Source organism: Streptomyces sp. NPDC048258, from assembly GCF_043201995.1.
Taxonomy (GTDB): Bacteria; Actinomycetota; Actinomycetes; order Streptomycetales; family Streptomycetaceae; genus Streptomyces.
On sequence record NZ_JBICZH010000020.1, the window covers coordinates 1 to 15,278 of the forward strand.

At 70.5% G+C, this 15,278-nt stretch carries 14 protein-coding genes; 4 read left to right on the forward strand and 10 right to left on the reverse strand.

Features of this window, described 5'->3' with window-relative positions; all coding sequences use genetic code 11:
- Nucleotides 1–1,240: 1,240 nt before the first annotated feature.
- The 7 genes from ACGFYQ_RS33020 to ACGFYQ_RS33050 all read right to left on the reverse strand — a co-directional run bounded on the left by ACGFYQ_RS33020 (nt 1,241) and on the right by ACGFYQ_RS33050 (nt 7,216).
- Nucleotides 1,241–1,798, reverse strand: coding sequence for a hypothetical protein (locus ACGFYQ_RS33020; RefSeq protein WP_393749870.1), 558 nt, complete (start codon nt 1,796–1,798; stop codon nt 1,241–1,243).
- A 42-nt stretch (nt 1,799–1,840) separates the two neighbouring features.
- Nucleotides 1,841–2,959, reverse strand: a complete 1,119-nt coding sequence (locus tag ACGFYQ_RS33025) for a serine hydrolase domain-containing protein (RefSeq protein WP_393749871.1) — start codon at nt 2,957–2,959, stop codon at nt 1,841–1,843.
- A 132-nt stretch (nt 2,960–3,091) separates the two neighbouring features.
- Entirely contained in the window at nt 3,092–3,859 is a 768-nt protein-coding gene (locus ACGFYQ_RS33030) for a succinate dehydrogenase iron-sulfur subunit (RefSeq protein ID WP_393749872.1), read from the reverse strand.
- Entirely contained in the window at nt 3,859–5,613 is a 1,755-nt protein-coding gene (gene sdhA, locus ACGFYQ_RS33035; protein ID WP_393749873.1) for a succinate dehydrogenase flavoprotein subunit, read from the reverse strand. The genes ACGFYQ_RS33030 and sdhA overlap by 1 nt, the downstream gene beginning before the upstream one ends.
- Before the next feature lie 24 nt (nt 5,614–5,637).
- On the reverse strand, nt 5,638–6,120 hold the full coding sequence (locus ACGFYQ_RS33040; RefSeq protein WP_393749874.1) for a succinate dehydrogenase hydrophobic membrane anchor subunit: 483 nt from the start codon (nt 6,118–6,120) through the stop codon (nt 5,638–5,640).
- A gap of 5 nt (nt 6,121–6,125) precedes the next feature.
- Entirely contained in the window at nt 6,126–6,506 is a 381-nt protein-coding gene (sdhC, locus tag ACGFYQ_RS33045; protein ID WP_328927269.1) for a succinate dehydrogenase, cytochrome b556 subunit, read from the reverse strand.
- Between the two features lie 152 nt (nt 6,507–6,658).
- On the reverse strand, nt 6,659–7,216 hold the full coding sequence (locus tag ACGFYQ_RS33050) for a 2-oxo-4-hydroxy-4-carboxy-5-ureidoimidazoline decarboxylase (protein ID WP_393749971.1): 558 nt from the start codon (nt 7,214–7,216) through the stop codon (nt 6,659–6,661).
- Between the two features lie 383 nt (nt 7,217–7,599).
- Here ACGFYQ_RS33050 and ACGFYQ_RS33055 point away from each other — a divergent pair, with 383 nt between their 5' ends.
- Together ACGFYQ_RS33055 and ACGFYQ_RS33060 are read left to right on the forward strand one after the other, a co-directional pair.
- The gene (locus ACGFYQ_RS33055; RefSeq protein ID WP_393749972.1) at nt 7,600–8,352 is read left to right on the forward strand and encodes an RNA polymerase sigma factor; all 753 of its coding nucleotides are present in this window, start codon (nt 7,600–7,602) and stop codon (nt 8,350–8,352) included.
- Nucleotides 8,352–9,353 (forward strand): hypothetical protein, encoded by a 1,002-nt coding sequence (locus tag ACGFYQ_RS33060; RefSeq protein ID WP_393749875.1) that lies wholly within the window; start codon nt 8,352–8,354, stop codon nt 9,351–9,353. Before ACGFYQ_RS33055 ends, ACGFYQ_RS33060 begins: the two co-directional genes overlap by 1 nt.
- 219 nt (nt 9,354–9,572) lie before the next feature.
- Here ACGFYQ_RS33060 and ACGFYQ_RS33065 read toward each other — a convergent pair whose 3' ends face one another.
- Nucleotides 9,573–10,445 (reverse strand): peptidoglycan-binding protein, encoded by an 873-nt coding sequence (locus ACGFYQ_RS33065; protein ID WP_393749876.1) that lies wholly within the window; start codon nt 10,443–10,445, stop codon nt 9,573–9,575.
- Nucleotides 10,446–10,624: 179 nt separating this feature from the next.
- Between ACGFYQ_RS33065 and ACGFYQ_RS33070 the strand changes: the two genes are divergently transcribed.
- Both ACGFYQ_RS33070 and leuE read left to right on the forward strand, forming a co-directional pair.
- A complete protein-coding gene (locus ACGFYQ_RS33070) occupies nt 10,625–12,205 on the forward strand; it encodes a methylmalonyl-CoA mutase (RefSeq protein WP_393749877.1) in 1,581 nt (526 codons plus the stop codon).
- Nucleotides 12,206–12,264: 59 nt separating this feature from the next.
- The gene (leuE, locus tag ACGFYQ_RS33075; protein WP_393749878.1) at nt 12,265–12,915 is read left to right on the forward strand and encodes a leucine efflux protein LeuE; all 651 of its coding nucleotides are present in this window, start codon (nt 12,265–12,267) and stop codon (nt 12,913–12,915) included.
- 20 nt (nt 12,916–12,935) lie between these two features.
- Here leuE and ACGFYQ_RS33080 read toward each other — a convergent pair whose 3' ends face one another.
- Both ACGFYQ_RS33080 and ACGFYQ_RS33085 read right to left on the reverse strand, forming a co-directional pair.
- Nucleotides 12,936–14,270, reverse strand: coding sequence for a polysialyltransferase family glycosyltransferase (locus ACGFYQ_RS33080; RefSeq protein WP_393749879.1), 1,335 nt, complete (start codon nt 14,268–14,270; stop codon nt 12,936–12,938).
- Nucleotides 14,270–15,250, reverse strand: a complete 981-nt coding sequence (locus ACGFYQ_RS33085) for a glycosyltransferase family 2 protein (RefSeq protein WP_393749880.1) — start codon at nt 15,248–15,250, stop codon at nt 14,270–14,272. Before ACGFYQ_RS33085 ends, ACGFYQ_RS33080 begins: the two co-directional genes overlap by 1 nt.
- Nucleotides 15,251–15,278: the final 28 nt, after the last annotated feature.

Below are 15,278 nucleotides of genomic sequence, written 5' to 3' on the forward strand. Positions count from 1 at the left end.
CTCCACCCTTGACCGACCGGCCCGACCCGGAAAGCTCGAGGACAGACGGGAAGCCCCCAAAAGAACGGTCACCAGTGTTCATATCCAGGGGCAGGGTCATCAGGGATGCGGGTGCCCGGTTCCCGGGGCCAGCCAGGGCCCATCACCGAGCCCGGCCGGGGTCGGGGGCGCGGGCCGGGGCGGACACCCACACGGGCCCGCATGCAGCGGATTCCCGGGTCGGGGCGGCCCAGCCCGCACCAGACAGCGACCAGTAGCCCATCGGGGTCGACCATGCGGGCAGTCGCGTCAGATCGCTACGCGCTTCTCACGGCCAAGCGTCCGCCGCCCGTCTGGGGCTGGACATAAGCCGCCCACGATCGCCGCATACATCTCCAGGGAGGCGACTGCGGGTAGTTTGCCCCTATTTAGGCGCGAGTTGAGAGCTAATGGATCACTTCCCGGAGTGGGAGAGCGAGAAATCCGGCACCACGGTCCCGCAGCCGCCTTTTTGCGTCCCGACCGCCCGCAGACACCCGCCAACGGTCTCTTCCGGTGCCGGTGGGCGCGTCTCCGCGCTCCAACTGCCCGCAGGCACCCGCCATCGCTCTTCCGGTGCGGGTGGGCGCCTTTCCGTGCCCCAACTGCCCGCAGACGCCTGCCATCGGCACCGAAATAGCTGCCTGGGGCGGCATGTGACCAGCCACATCGCGCTGCTCGCCGCCGGCTCACGTCAGCTGTGTAGCGATCGGTGGCGGCCTATTCCCAGCCCCAGACGGCCCGGAGACGCCAAGAAATGAGGAGCGCGTAGCGATCTGGCGCGCCCCCGGACCCGATGGGCTTCTGGTCGCTGTCTGGTGTGGGTTGGGCTGGTGCCCGCGCCCCCGACCCTGGCCGGGCTCGGTGATGGGGCTCGGCTGATCCTCGGGGAAGCGGGCACCCGCATCCCTGATGTGGCCGCATGGCCCCTCGAACACCCGTGACCGTTCTTTTGGGGGCTTCCCGTCTGTCCTCGAGCTTTCCGGGTCGGGCCGGTCGGTCAAGGGTGGCCGAAGGCCATCGCGAAGCGACGCGACCGAAGGGAGCGCCCTTGAGGGACCGGCCCGACCCGGAAGACGATGGGACGGACGGGAAACCCCCAGATCTTCTCTGATCCCGAGTGAGCGGTCCCGGCAATCCGAAGCCCCCGACCAGCGTCCCTGATCCCGCCCCGCTGAGGTCCCGCCCCCCCGAAGCCCCCGCCCCCGAAGCCCCCGCCCCCTCAGATGCTCAGCGACCGGGCGAAGTTGAGCTGCGACATCACCCACGGGTACGTGTTCTGGTCCTGGGCCGGGATCATCGTCGAGTGGTGGCGGCCGCCGCTGGTGACCGAGATCTGGATGTAGCCCGTGGTCTTCTTCTCCTTCATCAGGAGGAACAGCAGGCCCAGGAGGCAGAACAGGAAGAAGATGACGGCGAGGATGATCGCGTGGGTCGGGATCTTCTCCTCGGTGCGCGAGAAGTCCGTCGCGTTCCAGACCGCGCCCTTGAGGGGCATGTTGCCCGACGGCGTGATGATCTGGTCCCCCACGACCGTGATGTCGCCGATGGACACGCCGGCGCCGTTCATGGGCGCCGGGGCCGGGACGGGAGCCGGGATGCCCACGGCCATGGTCGGCTGGTAGGCCGGGGGCCCCGCCGCCGGGTAGGGCTGCGGGTAGCCGTAACTGGCCTCACCCGGGCCCCACTTGTAGTCGCCCTGGCCCGGAGGGCCGGGCATGCCGGGCTGGCCGCCCTGGCCGGGGTCGCTCGCGTAAGGATTCGGCTGCTGCTCACTCATGTGGCCGATCCTTCCACAGCGACCCCCCGCGCTGTACCCCCGTCAGAGCGCCGCCCCGATGAGGCGGCCGAGGTGAACGCGCATCTCCGTACGGTCCTTGGTGGCGGGAACGAGGGAGTAGACGACGGTCCGGGTGCCGCGTTCGGTGGCGAACACGCCGCTGGTGGACAGGCCCATGGAGCCGGTCTTGCCCCAGACGACGGTGCCGTCGACCTCGCTGCGCATCATGCCGCTCATGCTGAAGCGGTCCGTGTTGCCCACCGAGAGCGCCGGCATGGTGAACAACTGCCGCTGCTGGGCGGGCTTCAGCAGCCGGCCGCGCAGCAGGGCGGCCATGAACCGTTCCAGATCCGGGGCGTTGGAGATCATGCCGCCCTCGGCCCAGGCCCACGGGTCGATCTCGCCGGGGTCGGCCAGCACCGGGCCGGGGAGGGAGCCGTCGCCGGCCTTCGGGGAGTACGTGTGGCGCAGGGCGAGCGGGCGGGCGATCCGGCGCTGGACCTCGTCCGCGTAGGACCGGCCGGTGGCCTTCTCGATCACCATGCCGAGGAGGAAGTAGTTGGCTCCGTTGTACTGCTGGGTGAGGACCGGGTACTGGGGCGCGGCGCAGCCCGGGGCGGTCCAGTGGGCGATCACCTGCTCCGGGGTCGGGTGCTCGTCCTTCCCGAACTCGACGCAGGGCATCCGCAGCCCGCTGGTGTGACTCAGCAGCTGGCCCACGGTGATCGGCTGCCAGTGCGCGGGGAGGGTCCCCGGGAGGATCTCCTGGACCGGGGTGTCCATGGTGAAGCGGCCCTCGCCGATCAGCTGGAGCACCACGGCGGAGGTGAACAGCTTGGTGACGCTGCCGATGCGGAAGTTCGCCTCCGGGTCCTGCGAGAGCGGCCCGGTGGCCCCGGTCCACCGCACGCCGCCGTGCCCGCCCACCCGGACCATGGTCCCGTTCGCCACCGAGCCCGGGGCCATCAGCGCGGCGAGGGCGGCGGTGTCGATGCCGTCGGCGGGCCTGCCCCCGCGCGCGGTGTCCGTCACGGGGGCCGGGGTCCGCTCGGCCGCCGTGGCCGGCAGGCCCGCCACCGTGAGCGATACGAGGGCCGCGCCGGCGGCGATCAGGGTGGCCCAACGGGCCTTGCGGGTGGCGGAGTTCGCGGAGTTCGTCATGGCTGAGAGCCTGCCGTGAGGAAGATCCGCCGACCATGGGGGACGGCCCCCACCCGACCCTGACGCGCCCCCGGGTACGCGTAAGGCCCGCACCCCGAGGGGTACGGGCCTTACCGCGTCAAGGAGAGGGAATCAGAAGCGGCGGGTGATGAGAGCCCGCTTCACTTCCTGGATCGCCTTCGTGACCTCGATGCCACGGGGGCACGCGTCGGTGCAGTTGAAGGTCGTGCGGCAGCGCCACACGCCGTCCTTGTCGTTGAGGATTTCGAGACGCTGCTCGCCCGCCTCGTCACGGCTGTCGAAGATGAAGCGGTGCGCGTTGACGATCGCCGCCGGGCCGAAGTACTGGCCGTCGTTCCAGAACACCGGGCACGAGGACGTGCACGCGGCGCACAGGATGCACTTGGTGGTGTCGTCGAAGCGCTCGCGGTCCTCGGCGGACTGCCGGCGCTCGCGCGTCGGCTCGTTGCCCGTGGTGACCAGGAACGGCATGACGTCGCGGTACGCCTGGAAGAAGGGCTCCATGTCGACGACAAGGTCCTTCATCACCGTGAGGCCCTTGATGGCCTCGACGGTGATCGGCTTCTCCGGGTTGATGTCCTTGATCAGCGTCTTGCAGGCGAGCCTGTTCTTGCCGTTGATCCGCATCGCGTCGGAGCCGCAGATGCCGTGCGCGCACGAGCGGCGGAAGGTCAGCGTGCCGTCGAGGTCCCACTTGATCTTGTGGAGACCGTCGAGCACGCGCTCCTTCGGGTCGATCTCGATCTGGAAGTCCTGCCACTGCGCCTCGTCCGAGATCTCGGGGTTGTAGCGGCGGATCCGGAACGTGACCGTGATGAAGGGCGAAGCCGCGGCCGCGGCCTCCATCTGGTCCGTCTTGCTCAGGGTCGGGGTGCCCATCAGTACTTACGCTCCATCGGCTGGTAGCGGGTGACGACGACGGGCTTGTAGTCCAGCCGGACGGAGTCCTTGCCGTCGTCGCCAACCTCGCGGTACGCCATGGTGTGGCGCATGAAGTTGACGTCGTCGCGGTTCGGGTAGTCCTCGCGGTAGTGACCACCGCGGGACTCCTTGCGCGCCAGCGCGGACACGGCCATGACCTCGGCCAGGTCGAGCAGGTTGCCCAGCTCGATGGCCTCCAGCAGGTCCGTGTTGAAGCGCTTGCCCTTGTCCTGGACGGACACGTTCTTGTAGCGCTCGCGCAGCTCCGCGATCTTCTCGACCGCGGTCTTGATGGTCTGCTCCGTACGGAACACCATCACGCACGCGTCCATCGTCTCCTGGAGCTCCAGGCGCAGGTCGGCGACCCGCTCCTTGCCCGTGGAGTTGCGCAGCCGCTCGACGAGGTCGGCGACGTCCTGCGCCGGGTTCTCCGGCAGCTCGACGTAGTCGTTCTCGTGGGCGTACGCGGCCGCGGCGATGCCCGAGCGCTTGCCGAAGACGTTGATGTCCAGCAGCGAGTTCGTGCCCAGGCGGTTCGCGCCGTGGACCGACACGCACGCGACCTCGCCGGCCGCGTACAGGCCCGGGACGACGGTGGTGTTGTCCATGAGGACCTCACCCTCGACGTTGGTCGGGATGCCGCCCATGGCGTAGTGCGCGGTGGGCTGGATCGGGATCGGGTCCGTGTACGGCTCGATGCCCAGGTACGTACGCGCGAACTCGGTGATGTCCGGGAGCTTCGCGTCGAGCTGCTCCGGGGGCAGGTGCGTCAGGTCCAGGTACACGTGGTCACCGGCCGGACCGCAGCCGCGGCCCTCACGGATCTCGGTGTAGATGGAGCGCGAGACGACGTCACGGGACGCGAGGTCCTTCATGACCGGCGCGTACTTCTCCATGAAGCGCTCGCCGTCCTTGTTGCGGAGGATGCCGCCCTCACCGCGGGCGCCCTCCGTCAGCAGGATGCCCATGCGCCAGATGCCCGTCGGGTGGAACTGGAAGAACTCCATGTCCTCCAGCGGCAGGCCGCGGCGGTAGCAGGCCGCCTGGCCGTCACCCGTGAGGGTGTGCGCGTTGGAGGTCACCTTGAAGAACTTGCCGGTGCCGCCGGAGGCGTAGATGACGGCCTTGGCCTGGAACACGTGGATCTCGCCGGTGGCGAGCTCGTACGCGACCACACCGGCCGACTTCTTGACGCCGTCCTCCTCGACCAGGAGCTGGTCCAGGACGTAGAACTCGTTGAAGAACTCCACGCCCTCCTTGACGCAGTTCTGGTACAGCGTCTGGAGGATCATGTGGCCCGTGCGGTCCGCGGCGTAGCAGGACCGGCGGACCGGGGCCTCGCCGTGGTTGCGGGAGTGGCCGCCGAAGCGGCGCTGGTCGATGGTGCCGTCCGGGGTGCGGTTGAACGGCAGGCCCATCTTCTCCAGGTCGAGGACGGCGTCGATGGCCTCCTTCGCCAGGATCTCGGCGGCGTCCTGGTCGACCAGGTAGTCACCGCCCTTGACCGTGTCGAAGGTGTGCCACTCCCAGTTGTCCTCTTCCACGTTGGCCAGCGCGGCGGCCATGCCGCCCTGCGCGGCGCCCGTGTGGGAACGGGTGGGGTAGAGCTTCGTCAGCACGGCGGTGCGGCTGCGCTTCGTCGCCTCGATGGCGGCGCGCATGCCCGCGCCGCCGGCGCCGACGATGACGGTGTCGTACTTGTGGATCTTCATGAGTCGATTCGCCTCAGCCCGTGCCTAGCGGATGTTCGGGTCGAAGGTGAAGATCACCAGCGTGCCCAGAAGGATGGTGAACACCGTGGCGGTGTAGAGCAGGCCCTTCAGCCACAGCCGCGTGTTGGCGCGCTCCGCGTAGTCGTTGATGACGGTACGCAGACCGTTGGCGCCGTGCAGCATGGCCAGCCACAGCATCAGCAGGTCCCAGACCTGCCAGAACGGGGACGCCCAGCGGCCGGCCACGAAGGCGAAGCCGATCTTGGAGACGCCACCGTCGAGCACCAGCTGGATCAGCAGGTGGCCGATGACCAGGACGACGAGCACGATGCCCGAGAGGCGCATGAAGAGCCACGCGACCATCTCGAAGTTGCCGCGGGTCGAGCGCGGGGTCTTGCCGGTGCGCTTGCGCGGGGCCTCGATGTACGGCGCCGGGTTCTCGGTGTCGTAGAGGGGCACGCCCTCCACGTCACTGATGACCTTGGCGGAAGAAGTGTCAGAAGACATGCGTGTCACTTCCCGAACAGTTCAAGGTAGGCGTGGCCGAGTACGGGGTACAGGGCGCCGGCCATCAGCACGACCCAGATGATCACGACCCACCAGAGCATCTTCTTCTGGTGGCGCGGGCCCTTGGACCAGAAGTCCACGGCGATGACACGGAGACCGTTGAGCGCGTGGAACAGGATTGCGGCGACGAGGCCGTACTCCAGCAGCGCGACGATCGGAGTCTTGTAGGTAGCCACGACATCGTCGTACGCCTCGGGGGAGACGCGGACGAGTGCGGTGTCGAGGACGTGTACGAACAGGAAGAAGAAGATGAGGACGCCGGTGACTCGATGAGCCACCCAGGACCACATTCCTTCCCGGCCGCGGTACAACGTTCCAGCCGGCACGGAAAACCCTCCGGAAGCGGGGCGGGGGCCAGCCGGCTTCTTTGTCGGTCGGGCCCGGCCGGGTACGGTCCTCCGGCCCCGGACATCGTAGCGACGCTTTGTCGGTTCCTTCGCGCGGGGTCCATCGGTGTGATCAAACAGGCTCGGACGGACTATCCGACAGGGGCGAATAGCCCCATTTCCGCACCGGACAGACCATTCGCCGACGTCAGCCAGTGTGTCAGGTCGCACAGTCGGGCCTGCGCGACGCGGCGCAGTTCGTCGGCGGAGATCGAGCGCTCCTCGTCCACCTCGTGCCCCATCCGGCGGCGGATCGCGGCCAGCAGATGGGCGGCCTGTTCCTCCGGCGGGTGCCCGTCGAGGCAGATCACGAAGGCGTGGCCGAACTTCCGTTCGTACTCGGCGTGGGCCGCGTCGAGGGCCAGCAGCGCCGCGTACGAGGCCCCGTGGTCCAGCTCCTCCGAGCACTCGGCGGCCAGCGCCTCCGTCAGGTCCGCCTGCGAGAGGTCGTACGAGGCTTCGTCCGCGGCGGCGATCAAAGTGTCGAGATCGGGGTAAGGGCGGTGCATGGCGACCCGGTGTGCCCAGCGGCGGCTTCCGCAGCAGTGCATCAGGGCCGCCTGGGCGGCTTCGGGGGACAGGGCGTTGAACCGCGCCAGCCCGGAACCGTGAGAACCCCGATGGGCCTGTGCCGGAAGGTGGGTGGACAGCGGGGGGCTCCTCGGGCGTGGCGCGGGTGTACCGCCACGCTATAGACGCAGGGCAGGGTGTGGCGTACCCATTCGGGGATTTCACCCGGAAGTGAGCCGAAAGGATGACGTGGGTACCGTGGACCTCGACGGGCGAGCGCCCGGGATCGGAAAGGGGAAGGCGGCCGAGGCCGCCACCCCCCACAGGAGAGGCCCCAGCCGCCATCCGTCACGGGCTCGTGCGACAAGCCCGTATCCCTGTCAGCGTCCTGAGTGCGTTTTGTGTCACACCCCGCTCCGCGCAGGATTGGTTGCTCGTTGTACAACGCGTGGACGAAGGTGCGGGAAAGCCGTAACGTGCTGATTTGCGCCAGACGTACAGGACAGTGAACGGGTTGGGGACTTTGCTGGGGGACGACGCGGAGCTGACCGCCGCGGTGCTCGCGGCACAGGACGGCGACGAGAACGCGTTCCGTGCTGTGTACCGCGCCGTGCACCCACGCCTGCTCGGATACGTACGCACGCTCGTCGGGGACGGCGACGCGGAAGACGTGACCTCCGAGGCCTGGCTGCAGATCGCCCGCGACCTCGACTCCTTCACCGGCGACGCCGACCGCTTCAGGGGCTGGGCCGCCCGCATCGCCCGCAACCGTGCCCTCGATCACATCCGCATGCGCGGCCGCCGCCCCGCCATCGGCGGCGACGACACCGAGCTCACCGGCTGGGCCGCCGACAGCGACACCGCGGGCGCGGCCATGGAGTCCCTGTCCACCGGCACGACCATGGCGCTCATCGCGCAGCTGCCGCAGGACCAGGCCGAGGCCGTCGTCCTTCGCGTCGTGGTCGGCCTGGACGCGAAGAGCGCGGCCGAGGCCCTCGGCAAGCGGCCCGGCGCCGTGCGCACCGCCGCCCACCGCGGTCTGAAGAAGCTCGCGGAGCTGCTCGGAGCGCAGGACGCGGAGGGCGGCTTCGGGCCGGACTCGGTACCGGACGCGGGGCCGGGCCGGCGCGTCGGCCATAATGCCGGTGGCCAGGCACGGGGCGGCGGGGGCGGGAGGGATCTCGACGCCGTACCCGCACAGCGCGGCCATGGCGGGGGCCTAGTGGAACAAACCGGTGTGACGCATTCACGTTGGCGGACGCAGAAGGACATGTGATGGCCGACGAGCGCGACAGGTGGCTGGACAGAGCCGCGGCGGACAAACTGCTGCGCGGTGAACCGGCGGAACCTGTGGGACCGGCCGCCGACCCGCGGGCCCGGCGCGAAGCCGCCCGGCTGCGCGCTGCCCTCGACGCCCTGGCCGGACCGCCGCCCGCGACCGGGGAACTGCCCGGTGAGGCCGCGGCCGTGGCCGCCTTCCGCGCGGCGCGCGGCGCCTCCGCGGCCGTGCCCGGGCGCCCCGGGTCCGCGGCTTCCTCCGGCGAACCCCTGATCGACCTCGGCCGCGCCACCACCACCCTCCGCGTACCCGCGCCCCGGCGCGCCCGGACGGTGCGGTTCGGCCTGGCGGCGGCCCTGGCGAGTGTCGCGGTCGGCGGACTGGCCGCCGCGGCCGGCGCGGGGCTGATGGACCAGTCGCGGCACGACAGCGCCGGTCCGGGACCCGCGATGTCGGTGAGCGCCGACGGGGTGCCCACCCCGGGCGACGGCGGGGCCTCGACGCTCAGCCCGCAACTGCGGCCCACCCAGCCGCGGGACGGCGCGAGTCCGTCGGCCTCCGCGGGCACGACCCAGCCGCCGAGCCTGCTCGTGGACGGTACGGCGTCAGCCGGCGGACCCTCGTCCGGTACGTCCGTCACCGGCGGCTCGGGCAAGGACGGCAAGCCCAAGACGGACGGAACCCTGGACGTCTCCGGCAGCGCGGGCAGCGGCAACGACCGCGACCAGGACCGGGAGAACCAGCGCCGGGCCGTGGACCTCTGCAAGGAATACCGGTCCGGCCACCTCAACGCCGACCGGCGCGAGCGCCTCTCACGCCTGGCCCGGGGCCTCGACCGCATCCCGTACTACTGCGGGGCACTGCTGGACGGGGTCGTCGACGGAGGCAAGCATCTGGAGGCTCCGTCCGTGGGCGGTACGGGTGACGGGGTGGTCAAGGCTCCGACCCCGACACCGGCGCTCCCGGGTGCTTCGGTGACCCTGCCCGACCGGCTCTGATCCGGCTCTGTGCGCCTCCGGCGACACGCGCCGAGCAGCCTGTAACACTTTTCGAACCGGTGGCGCAGTACATAGCGAGCCGACTGGTCATCGGCCGCGCATGAGCCGGGGTTCCCCCCGTACCCCTGGGCTCTGCGCAAACGGCGCGGGCGGGGCACGTTCCCCCGGCCCTGCCCGCGCCTCTAACTTCCGACCACCGGCCTGCGGCCGCCGCCCGGCTCACCAGTAGACGACGACCTTGTCGCCGACCTGCACCTGGTCGAAGAGGGCCGACAGCTTCCCCTTGTCCCGGACGTTCACACAGCCGTGCGAGGCGCCGGCGTAGCCGCGGGCCGCGAAGTCGGCCGAGTAGTGGACCGCCTGGCCGCCGCTGAAGAACATCGCGTACGGCATCGGCGTGTGGTAGATCGTCGACGTCCAGTCCTTGGCCTTCCAGCCCACGTTGAACACGCCCTCGCGGGTCGGGGTGTTCTCCGAGCCGAAGCGCACGTCCATCGTGGAGACGACCTTGCCGTCGATCATCCAGGCGAGGGTGCGGCTCTCCTTGCTGATGCACATGACCCGGCCCTCCATGCAGCGCGGGTCGGGCGCGTCCGCCTCGTTGACCGTCGGCGGGCGCAGCTCGTCGGCGGTGGGCTTCTTGGTGGAGCTCTGGATCTTCTTCCAGGTGGCCTCGTCGACCGAACCGGTGGGGTTCAGGCCGTTCTTCGACTGGAAGGACTTGACCGCCGCGGTGGTCTTCGTGCCGTAGAAACCGGTCGGCGCGACCGACATCAGCTTGAGCTGCTTCAGGCGTGCCTGGAGCTCACGCACCTGGTCGGAGTCGTCGCCGTTGGCCATGATCTGCTTCACCGTCGGCGAAGGCTTGGCGGACGGGGACGCCGACGCCGAGGGCGAGGCCGACGGCGAGGCGTCGCCCGGCTTGGCGTCGGTGGACGGAGAGGCTTCGGGGGTGGCGCCCGCCGTGGGCGAAGAGGGGGCCGGGGAAACGGAGCCCGCGGACTCCGACTTCTGCGGCCCGCAGGCGGTCGCGGCGAGCGCGACGGCGGTTGCCACCCCGATCGTGCGGATTATGACTCTCTGGCGCTGCATTGCAGTCCCCCGATTTCTACGTCGTGTATGTAGGTGATGCCTCGCGTGCGTGGAGAGTTGCACTCGGACCCGGGATGTTGCGCCATTGTGACCAGGGGTCGTCCGCAGCCTTACGAAGCGATTGAGCGGGGACGTTGTATCAGTCCCGGGCCCGGTCGCTCTATGGAGGGTTTCGTCACATGGCACGTACCGAGAGCGGCATTCCGATCGAACCGGTCTACGGGCCCGGCGACCTGACGGGGTGGGACCCGGCGGACGAACTGGGCGGACCGGGCGATTTCCCCTACACCAGGGGGATTTATCCGACCATGTACACCGGTCGGCCGTGGACCATGCGCCAGTACGCCGGCTTCGGCACGGCCACCGAGTCCAACGCGCGCTACCGGCAGCTCATCGAGGGCGGCGGGACCGGGCTGTCCGTCGCCTTCGACCTGCCGACGCAGATGGGCCACGACTCCGACGCCCCCCTCGCGCACGGCGAGGTAGGCAAGGTCGGCGTCGCCATCGACTCGATCGATGACATGCGGACCCTGTTCGACGGGATCCCCCTCGACCGGGTCTCCACCTCGATGACCATCAACGCGCCCGCCGCGCTGCTCCTGCTGCTCTACCAGCTGGTCGCCGAGGAGCAGGGGATCGAGGGCGCGCAGCTGACCGGCACCGTCCAGAACGACGTGCTGAAGGAGTACATCGCCCGCGGGACCTACATCTTCCCGCCCGAACCCTCGCTCCGGCTCACCGCCGACACCTTCCGCTACTGCCGGGCCGAGATCCCGAAGTGGAACACCATCTCCATCTCCGGCTACCACATGGCCGAAGCGGGAGCCTCGCCCGCACAGGAGGTGGCCTTCACCCTCGCCGACGGCATCGCGTACGTCCGTACGGCCCTGGCGGCGGGGATGGCCGTCGACGAGTTCGCGCCCCGGCTCTCCTTCTTCTTCGTCGCCCGCACCACCCTGCTGGAGGAGGTCGCGAAGTTCCGCGCCGCCCGGCGGATCTGGGCCCGCGTCATGCGGGAGGAGTTCGGGGCGCGGGATCCGAAGTCGCTGATGCTGCGCTTCCACACCCAGACCGCCGGGGTCCAGCTGACGGCGCAGCAGCCCGAGCTGAACCTCGTACGGGTGGCCGTGCAGGCACTGGCCGCCGTACTGGGAGGCACGCAGTCGCTGCACACCAACTCCTTCGACGAGGCGATCGCGCTGCCCACGGAGAAGTCCGCCCGCCTCGCGCTGCGCACCCAGCAGGTCCTCGCGTACGAGACGGACGTGCCGCACACCGCGGATCCCTTCGCCGGCTCGTACGCGGTGGAGCGGATGACGGACGACCTGGAGGCGGCCGCGCTCGACCTGATGCGGCGGGTCGAGGCCCAGGGCGGGGCGGTCGCCGCGATCGAGGCCGGGTTCCAGAAGGGCGAGATCGAGCGGAACGCCTACCGCATCGCGCGGGAGACCGAGAGCGGGGAGCGGGTGGTGGTCGGGGTGAACCGTTTCGCGCTGGAGCGGGAGGAGCCGTACGAGCCGCTGCGCGTGGACCCGGAGATCGAGGCGCGGCAGTGCGCGGCGCTGGCCCGGCTGCGCGCGGAGCGGGACGGGGCGGCGGTGACGGCGGCGCTCGCAGAGGTGCGGGAGGCGGCCGCGGGGACGGAGAACGTGCTGTACCCGATGAAGGAGGCGCTGCGGGCCCGGGCCACGGTGGGGGAGGTGTGCGGGACGCTGAGGGAGGTGTGGGGGGCGTACGAGCCGGTCGATTCCACCTGGTGACCGCGCTCACCCCAAACCGACTGGCGCGACAGGTGCGTCCTTATGGGACACTCCTGCCCATGCTGGGTGTCACCGATCTGCCTACCTATCTCGCCGGCCTGGTGCTGATCATTCTGCTGCCGGGGCCGAACTCGCTCTACGTGCTGTCCGTCGCCGCCCGCCGCGGGGTGCGCACCGGGTACAAGGCCGCCGCCGGGGTGTTCACCGGCGACGCCGTGCTGATGCTGCTGACCGCCGTGGGCGCCGGGGCGCTGCTCAAGGCGAGCCCGCTGCTCTTCACCGTGGTGAAGTTCCTCGGCGCCGGGTACCTGGCGTGGCTGGCCGTGGGCATGATGCGGGGCGCCTGGGCGCTGTGGCGCACGCGGGCGGCGCGGGTCGAGGCGGAAGCCGCCGCCCCCGCCGACCCGGGCGAGACCGAGCGGCCCTACCGGCGGGCGCTGCTGATCAGCCTGTTCAACCCGAAGGCCATCCTCTTCCTGATGTCCTTCTTCGTGCAGTTCGTGGACCCGTCCTACGCCTACCCGGCCGTGTCGTTCCTGGTCCTGGGCGGGCTGCTGCAGACGGGCAGCTTCCTGTACCTGACGCTGCTGATTTTCGGCGGCACCCGTCTCTCGGCGGCCTTCCGGCGCCGCAAGCGGCTGTCGGCCGGGGCCACCTCGGCGGCGGGCGTGCTGTTCCTGGGCTTCGCGGCCAAGCTCGCCGTCAGCTGAGGCCCCTCAGCTGAGACCCCTCAGCTGAGGACGCGGCGCAGCCGCCGGGCCACGCGCCGCACCGCCCGGCTCCGCGGCAGGAACGACAGCTGGGCGGGGATGCCGCCCGGCAGGCCGAGGGCGGTCAGCCGGCGGCGGGTGAAGTACCGCCAGGTGCGGGTCGTCAGATGCCGGGCCAGGTAGGCCTCGGCCACCGGCCTGCGCGCCGCGAGGATCTGCGGCTGCATGGTGAACCCGACCGCGGTCAGCAGCCCGGCCGACTCCGTCCGGACCCGCTCGGGCGTCGGGGGAGTCCAGGAGCGCACCGCCTCCGCGTCCGCGAGGTCGGGGAGCAGCGCGTCCACCAGGACCAGCGGGACGCGGTTGCTGTTCGGGTACGGGGTCAGACGGGCCAGTATGGCGTCCGTACCGGTCCGGGCCACCGGGAGCCCGTACAGCGTGGCGGCGGTCAGCAGGCCCGTCGAGAAGCAGCCGACGACCAGCGCCGGGCGCAGCCGCTGGTAGAGGGCCTCGGCCAGGACCGGGGTGTCGATCACGGTGATGCGGGCGCCGAGCCGCTCGGCCTCCGCCTCCGCGCGGCGCGAGTAGGCGGCCGGAGCGCTGGGGTGCGGCTTGAAGACCAGCTCGGTGTGGCCCAGGGCGTGCGCGCCGCGGACCATCGAGACGTGGAGCTCCTCCTCCTGGTCCGGGGTCATGAGGTCGAGGGCCGAGAGGTACTGGCCCAGGAGCAGGGCCGGGGACTCCCCGATTCCGTCCAGGTCCACGTCGTGCGAGGGCAGTTCCGCCAGGACCTTCAGGAACGGCTCCGTCGGCACCAGCTCGACCCGTACCCCGAACTCCGTCAGCAGCAGCGGCTCCAGCCCCGGCACCAGGTCCAGGTGCAGTACGCGCCGTACGCGCATCCCGAGCTGCGGGTCGAGGCGGAAGCGCGTGGGCCCGTAACTCATCAGCCCGTCCGCGTAGACGTCGACCGCCGCGCCCGGGAAGAGCCGGCACAGGGTCTGGGCGGGCGGTACCTGGAGGGACTCCACGATCAGCTCGACGCGGTCCTCGCCCAGGCTCCACAGGGTGCGCAGCTGCCGCTCCCACAGGGGGACGTCCTCCGCGCGCGGGGCCCAGGTGCTCGGGTGCTGCGGCTCGATGACGCGGTTCCAGTCGAGCACCTCGTCGAAGCGGGTGCGCAGGGCGGCGAAGCCCGGCATGTCCGCGATGCCGGGGCTGACCTCGGCGGTGACGGCGTGGTTGCTGGTCAGCAGGATGCGGCGGCCGGCGGGCGGGAAGCAGCCGGCGTCGATGCCCGCGGCGAGGGTGGCGGCCCCGTAGAGGGTGGAGGCCAGGAAGATCTGCGTGGGCATCAGGCGGCCGCTCCCGACGTGCCGCGGCGGCGGCCGCGCAGGCGGCGCAGCAGGGTGGAGCGTTCCGTGTCCATCGAGTCCAGGACCCGGTCGAGTACGTCCTGGGGCATGCGCCCGAGCGCCGCCGTGCTCATCGAGCGGAGTTTTCTGGCCACGGCCGGTTCGAACCTCTCGATGGAACCGAAATGGTGCGCGATAATCGCGCAATATGTTCGGACGGCTTTCGGGAGAAGCAGGTCGGATTCCCGGTCCGCGGTGACATCAGAGATCACTTGATCGAATGCGCGGATGAAATCGAGCTGCCGTTCGTCCTTGATTTGCGTCAGCGAGGTGGCGACCCCGCGCCGGTAGAAGATTCCGGGCAGTCCGACCGCGGCGAAGGACCGGGCCTCCCGGTGCAGCCGCCAGATCCACGGCCGGTCCTCCGCCGTCCGCAGCCCGTCGGTGAAGTGCAGCGCCCCGCTGTCCAGCAGCCGCCGGTGGTACATGCCGGCCCAGGCGTACGGGTAGTCCACCGAGGTGGCCCGGTCGGCGGGCAGGATCGCGGAGCGCGGATCGGCGACGACCGACTGCGGCCCGTACGGGACCCGCTGGACGCTGCGGGACCTGCCCGTGCACTTCACGTGGTCGGTACGGACGAAGTCGCAGTCCAGGGCCTCGATGGCGGCCAGGGTCCGGGCCAGGTGGCCGGGAGCCAGCCAGTCGTCCCCGTCCAGGAAGGCCAGGTACTCGCCGCGGGCCGCGTCCAGACCGGTGTTCCGGGCGGTGGCCAGACCGCCGTTGTGCTCGTGTCTGAGGTGCACCGCCCCGGGCAGCTCGCGGGCGGCCCGCTCCAGCAGGCCGGGCGTCCCGTCCGTCGAGCAGTCGTCGACGAGCAGGAACTCGAAATCGTCCCGGGCGTTGAGTTCGAGACTCTTCAGGGCATCCGGTGCGTATGTCTGCACGTTGTAGAACGGCACGACAACAGAGAGCTTGGGCACCCGCGAGACATTAGGGCGCCGTCCGGCA

What these genes read in the sequence shown, in the direction of transcription:
- ACGFYQ_RS33080 (WP_393749879.1), bottom strand. Translation starts at nt 14,270, where the DNA reads ATGCCCACGCAGATCTTCCTGGCCTCCACCCTCTACGGGGCCGCCACC.
- ACGFYQ_RS33060 (WP_393749875.1), top strand. Translation starts at nt 8,352, where the DNA reads ATGGCCGACGAGCGCGACAGGTGGCTGGACAGAGCCGCGGCGGACAAA.
- ACGFYQ_RS33025 (WP_393749871.1), bottom strand. Translation starts at nt 2,959, where the DNA reads ATGACGAACTCCGCGAACTCCGCCACCCGCAAGGCCCGTTGGGCCACC.
- ACGFYQ_RS33040 (WP_393749874.1), bottom strand. Translation starts at nt 6,120, where the DNA reads ATGTCTTCTGACACTTCTTCCGCCAAGGTCATCAGTGACGTGGAGGGC.
- ACGFYQ_RS33065 (WP_393749876.1), bottom strand. Translation starts at nt 10,445, where the DNA reads ATGCAGCGCCAGAGAGTCATAATCCGCACGATCGGGGTGGCAACCGCC.
- ACGFYQ_RS33020 (WP_393749870.1), bottom strand. Translation starts at nt 1,798, where the DNA reads ATGAGTGAGCAGCAGCCGAATCCTTACGCGAGCGACCCCGGCCAGGGC.
- sdhA (WP_393749873.1), bottom strand. Translation starts at nt 5,613, where the DNA reads ATGAAGATCCACAAGTACGACACCGTCATCGTCGGCGCCGGCGGCGCG.
- ACGFYQ_RS33030 (WP_393749872.1), bottom strand. Translation starts at nt 3,859, where the DNA reads ATGGGCACCCCGACCCTGAGCAAGACGGACCAGATGGAGGCCGCGGCC.
- ACGFYQ_RS33070 (WP_393749877.1), top strand. Translation starts at nt 10,625, where the DNA reads ATGGCACGTACCGAGAGCGGCATTCCGATCGAACCGGTCTACGGGCCC.
- leuE (WP_393749878.1), top strand. Translation starts at nt 12,265, where the DNA reads ATGCTGGGTGTCACCGATCTGCCTACCTATCTCGCCGGCCTGGTGCTG.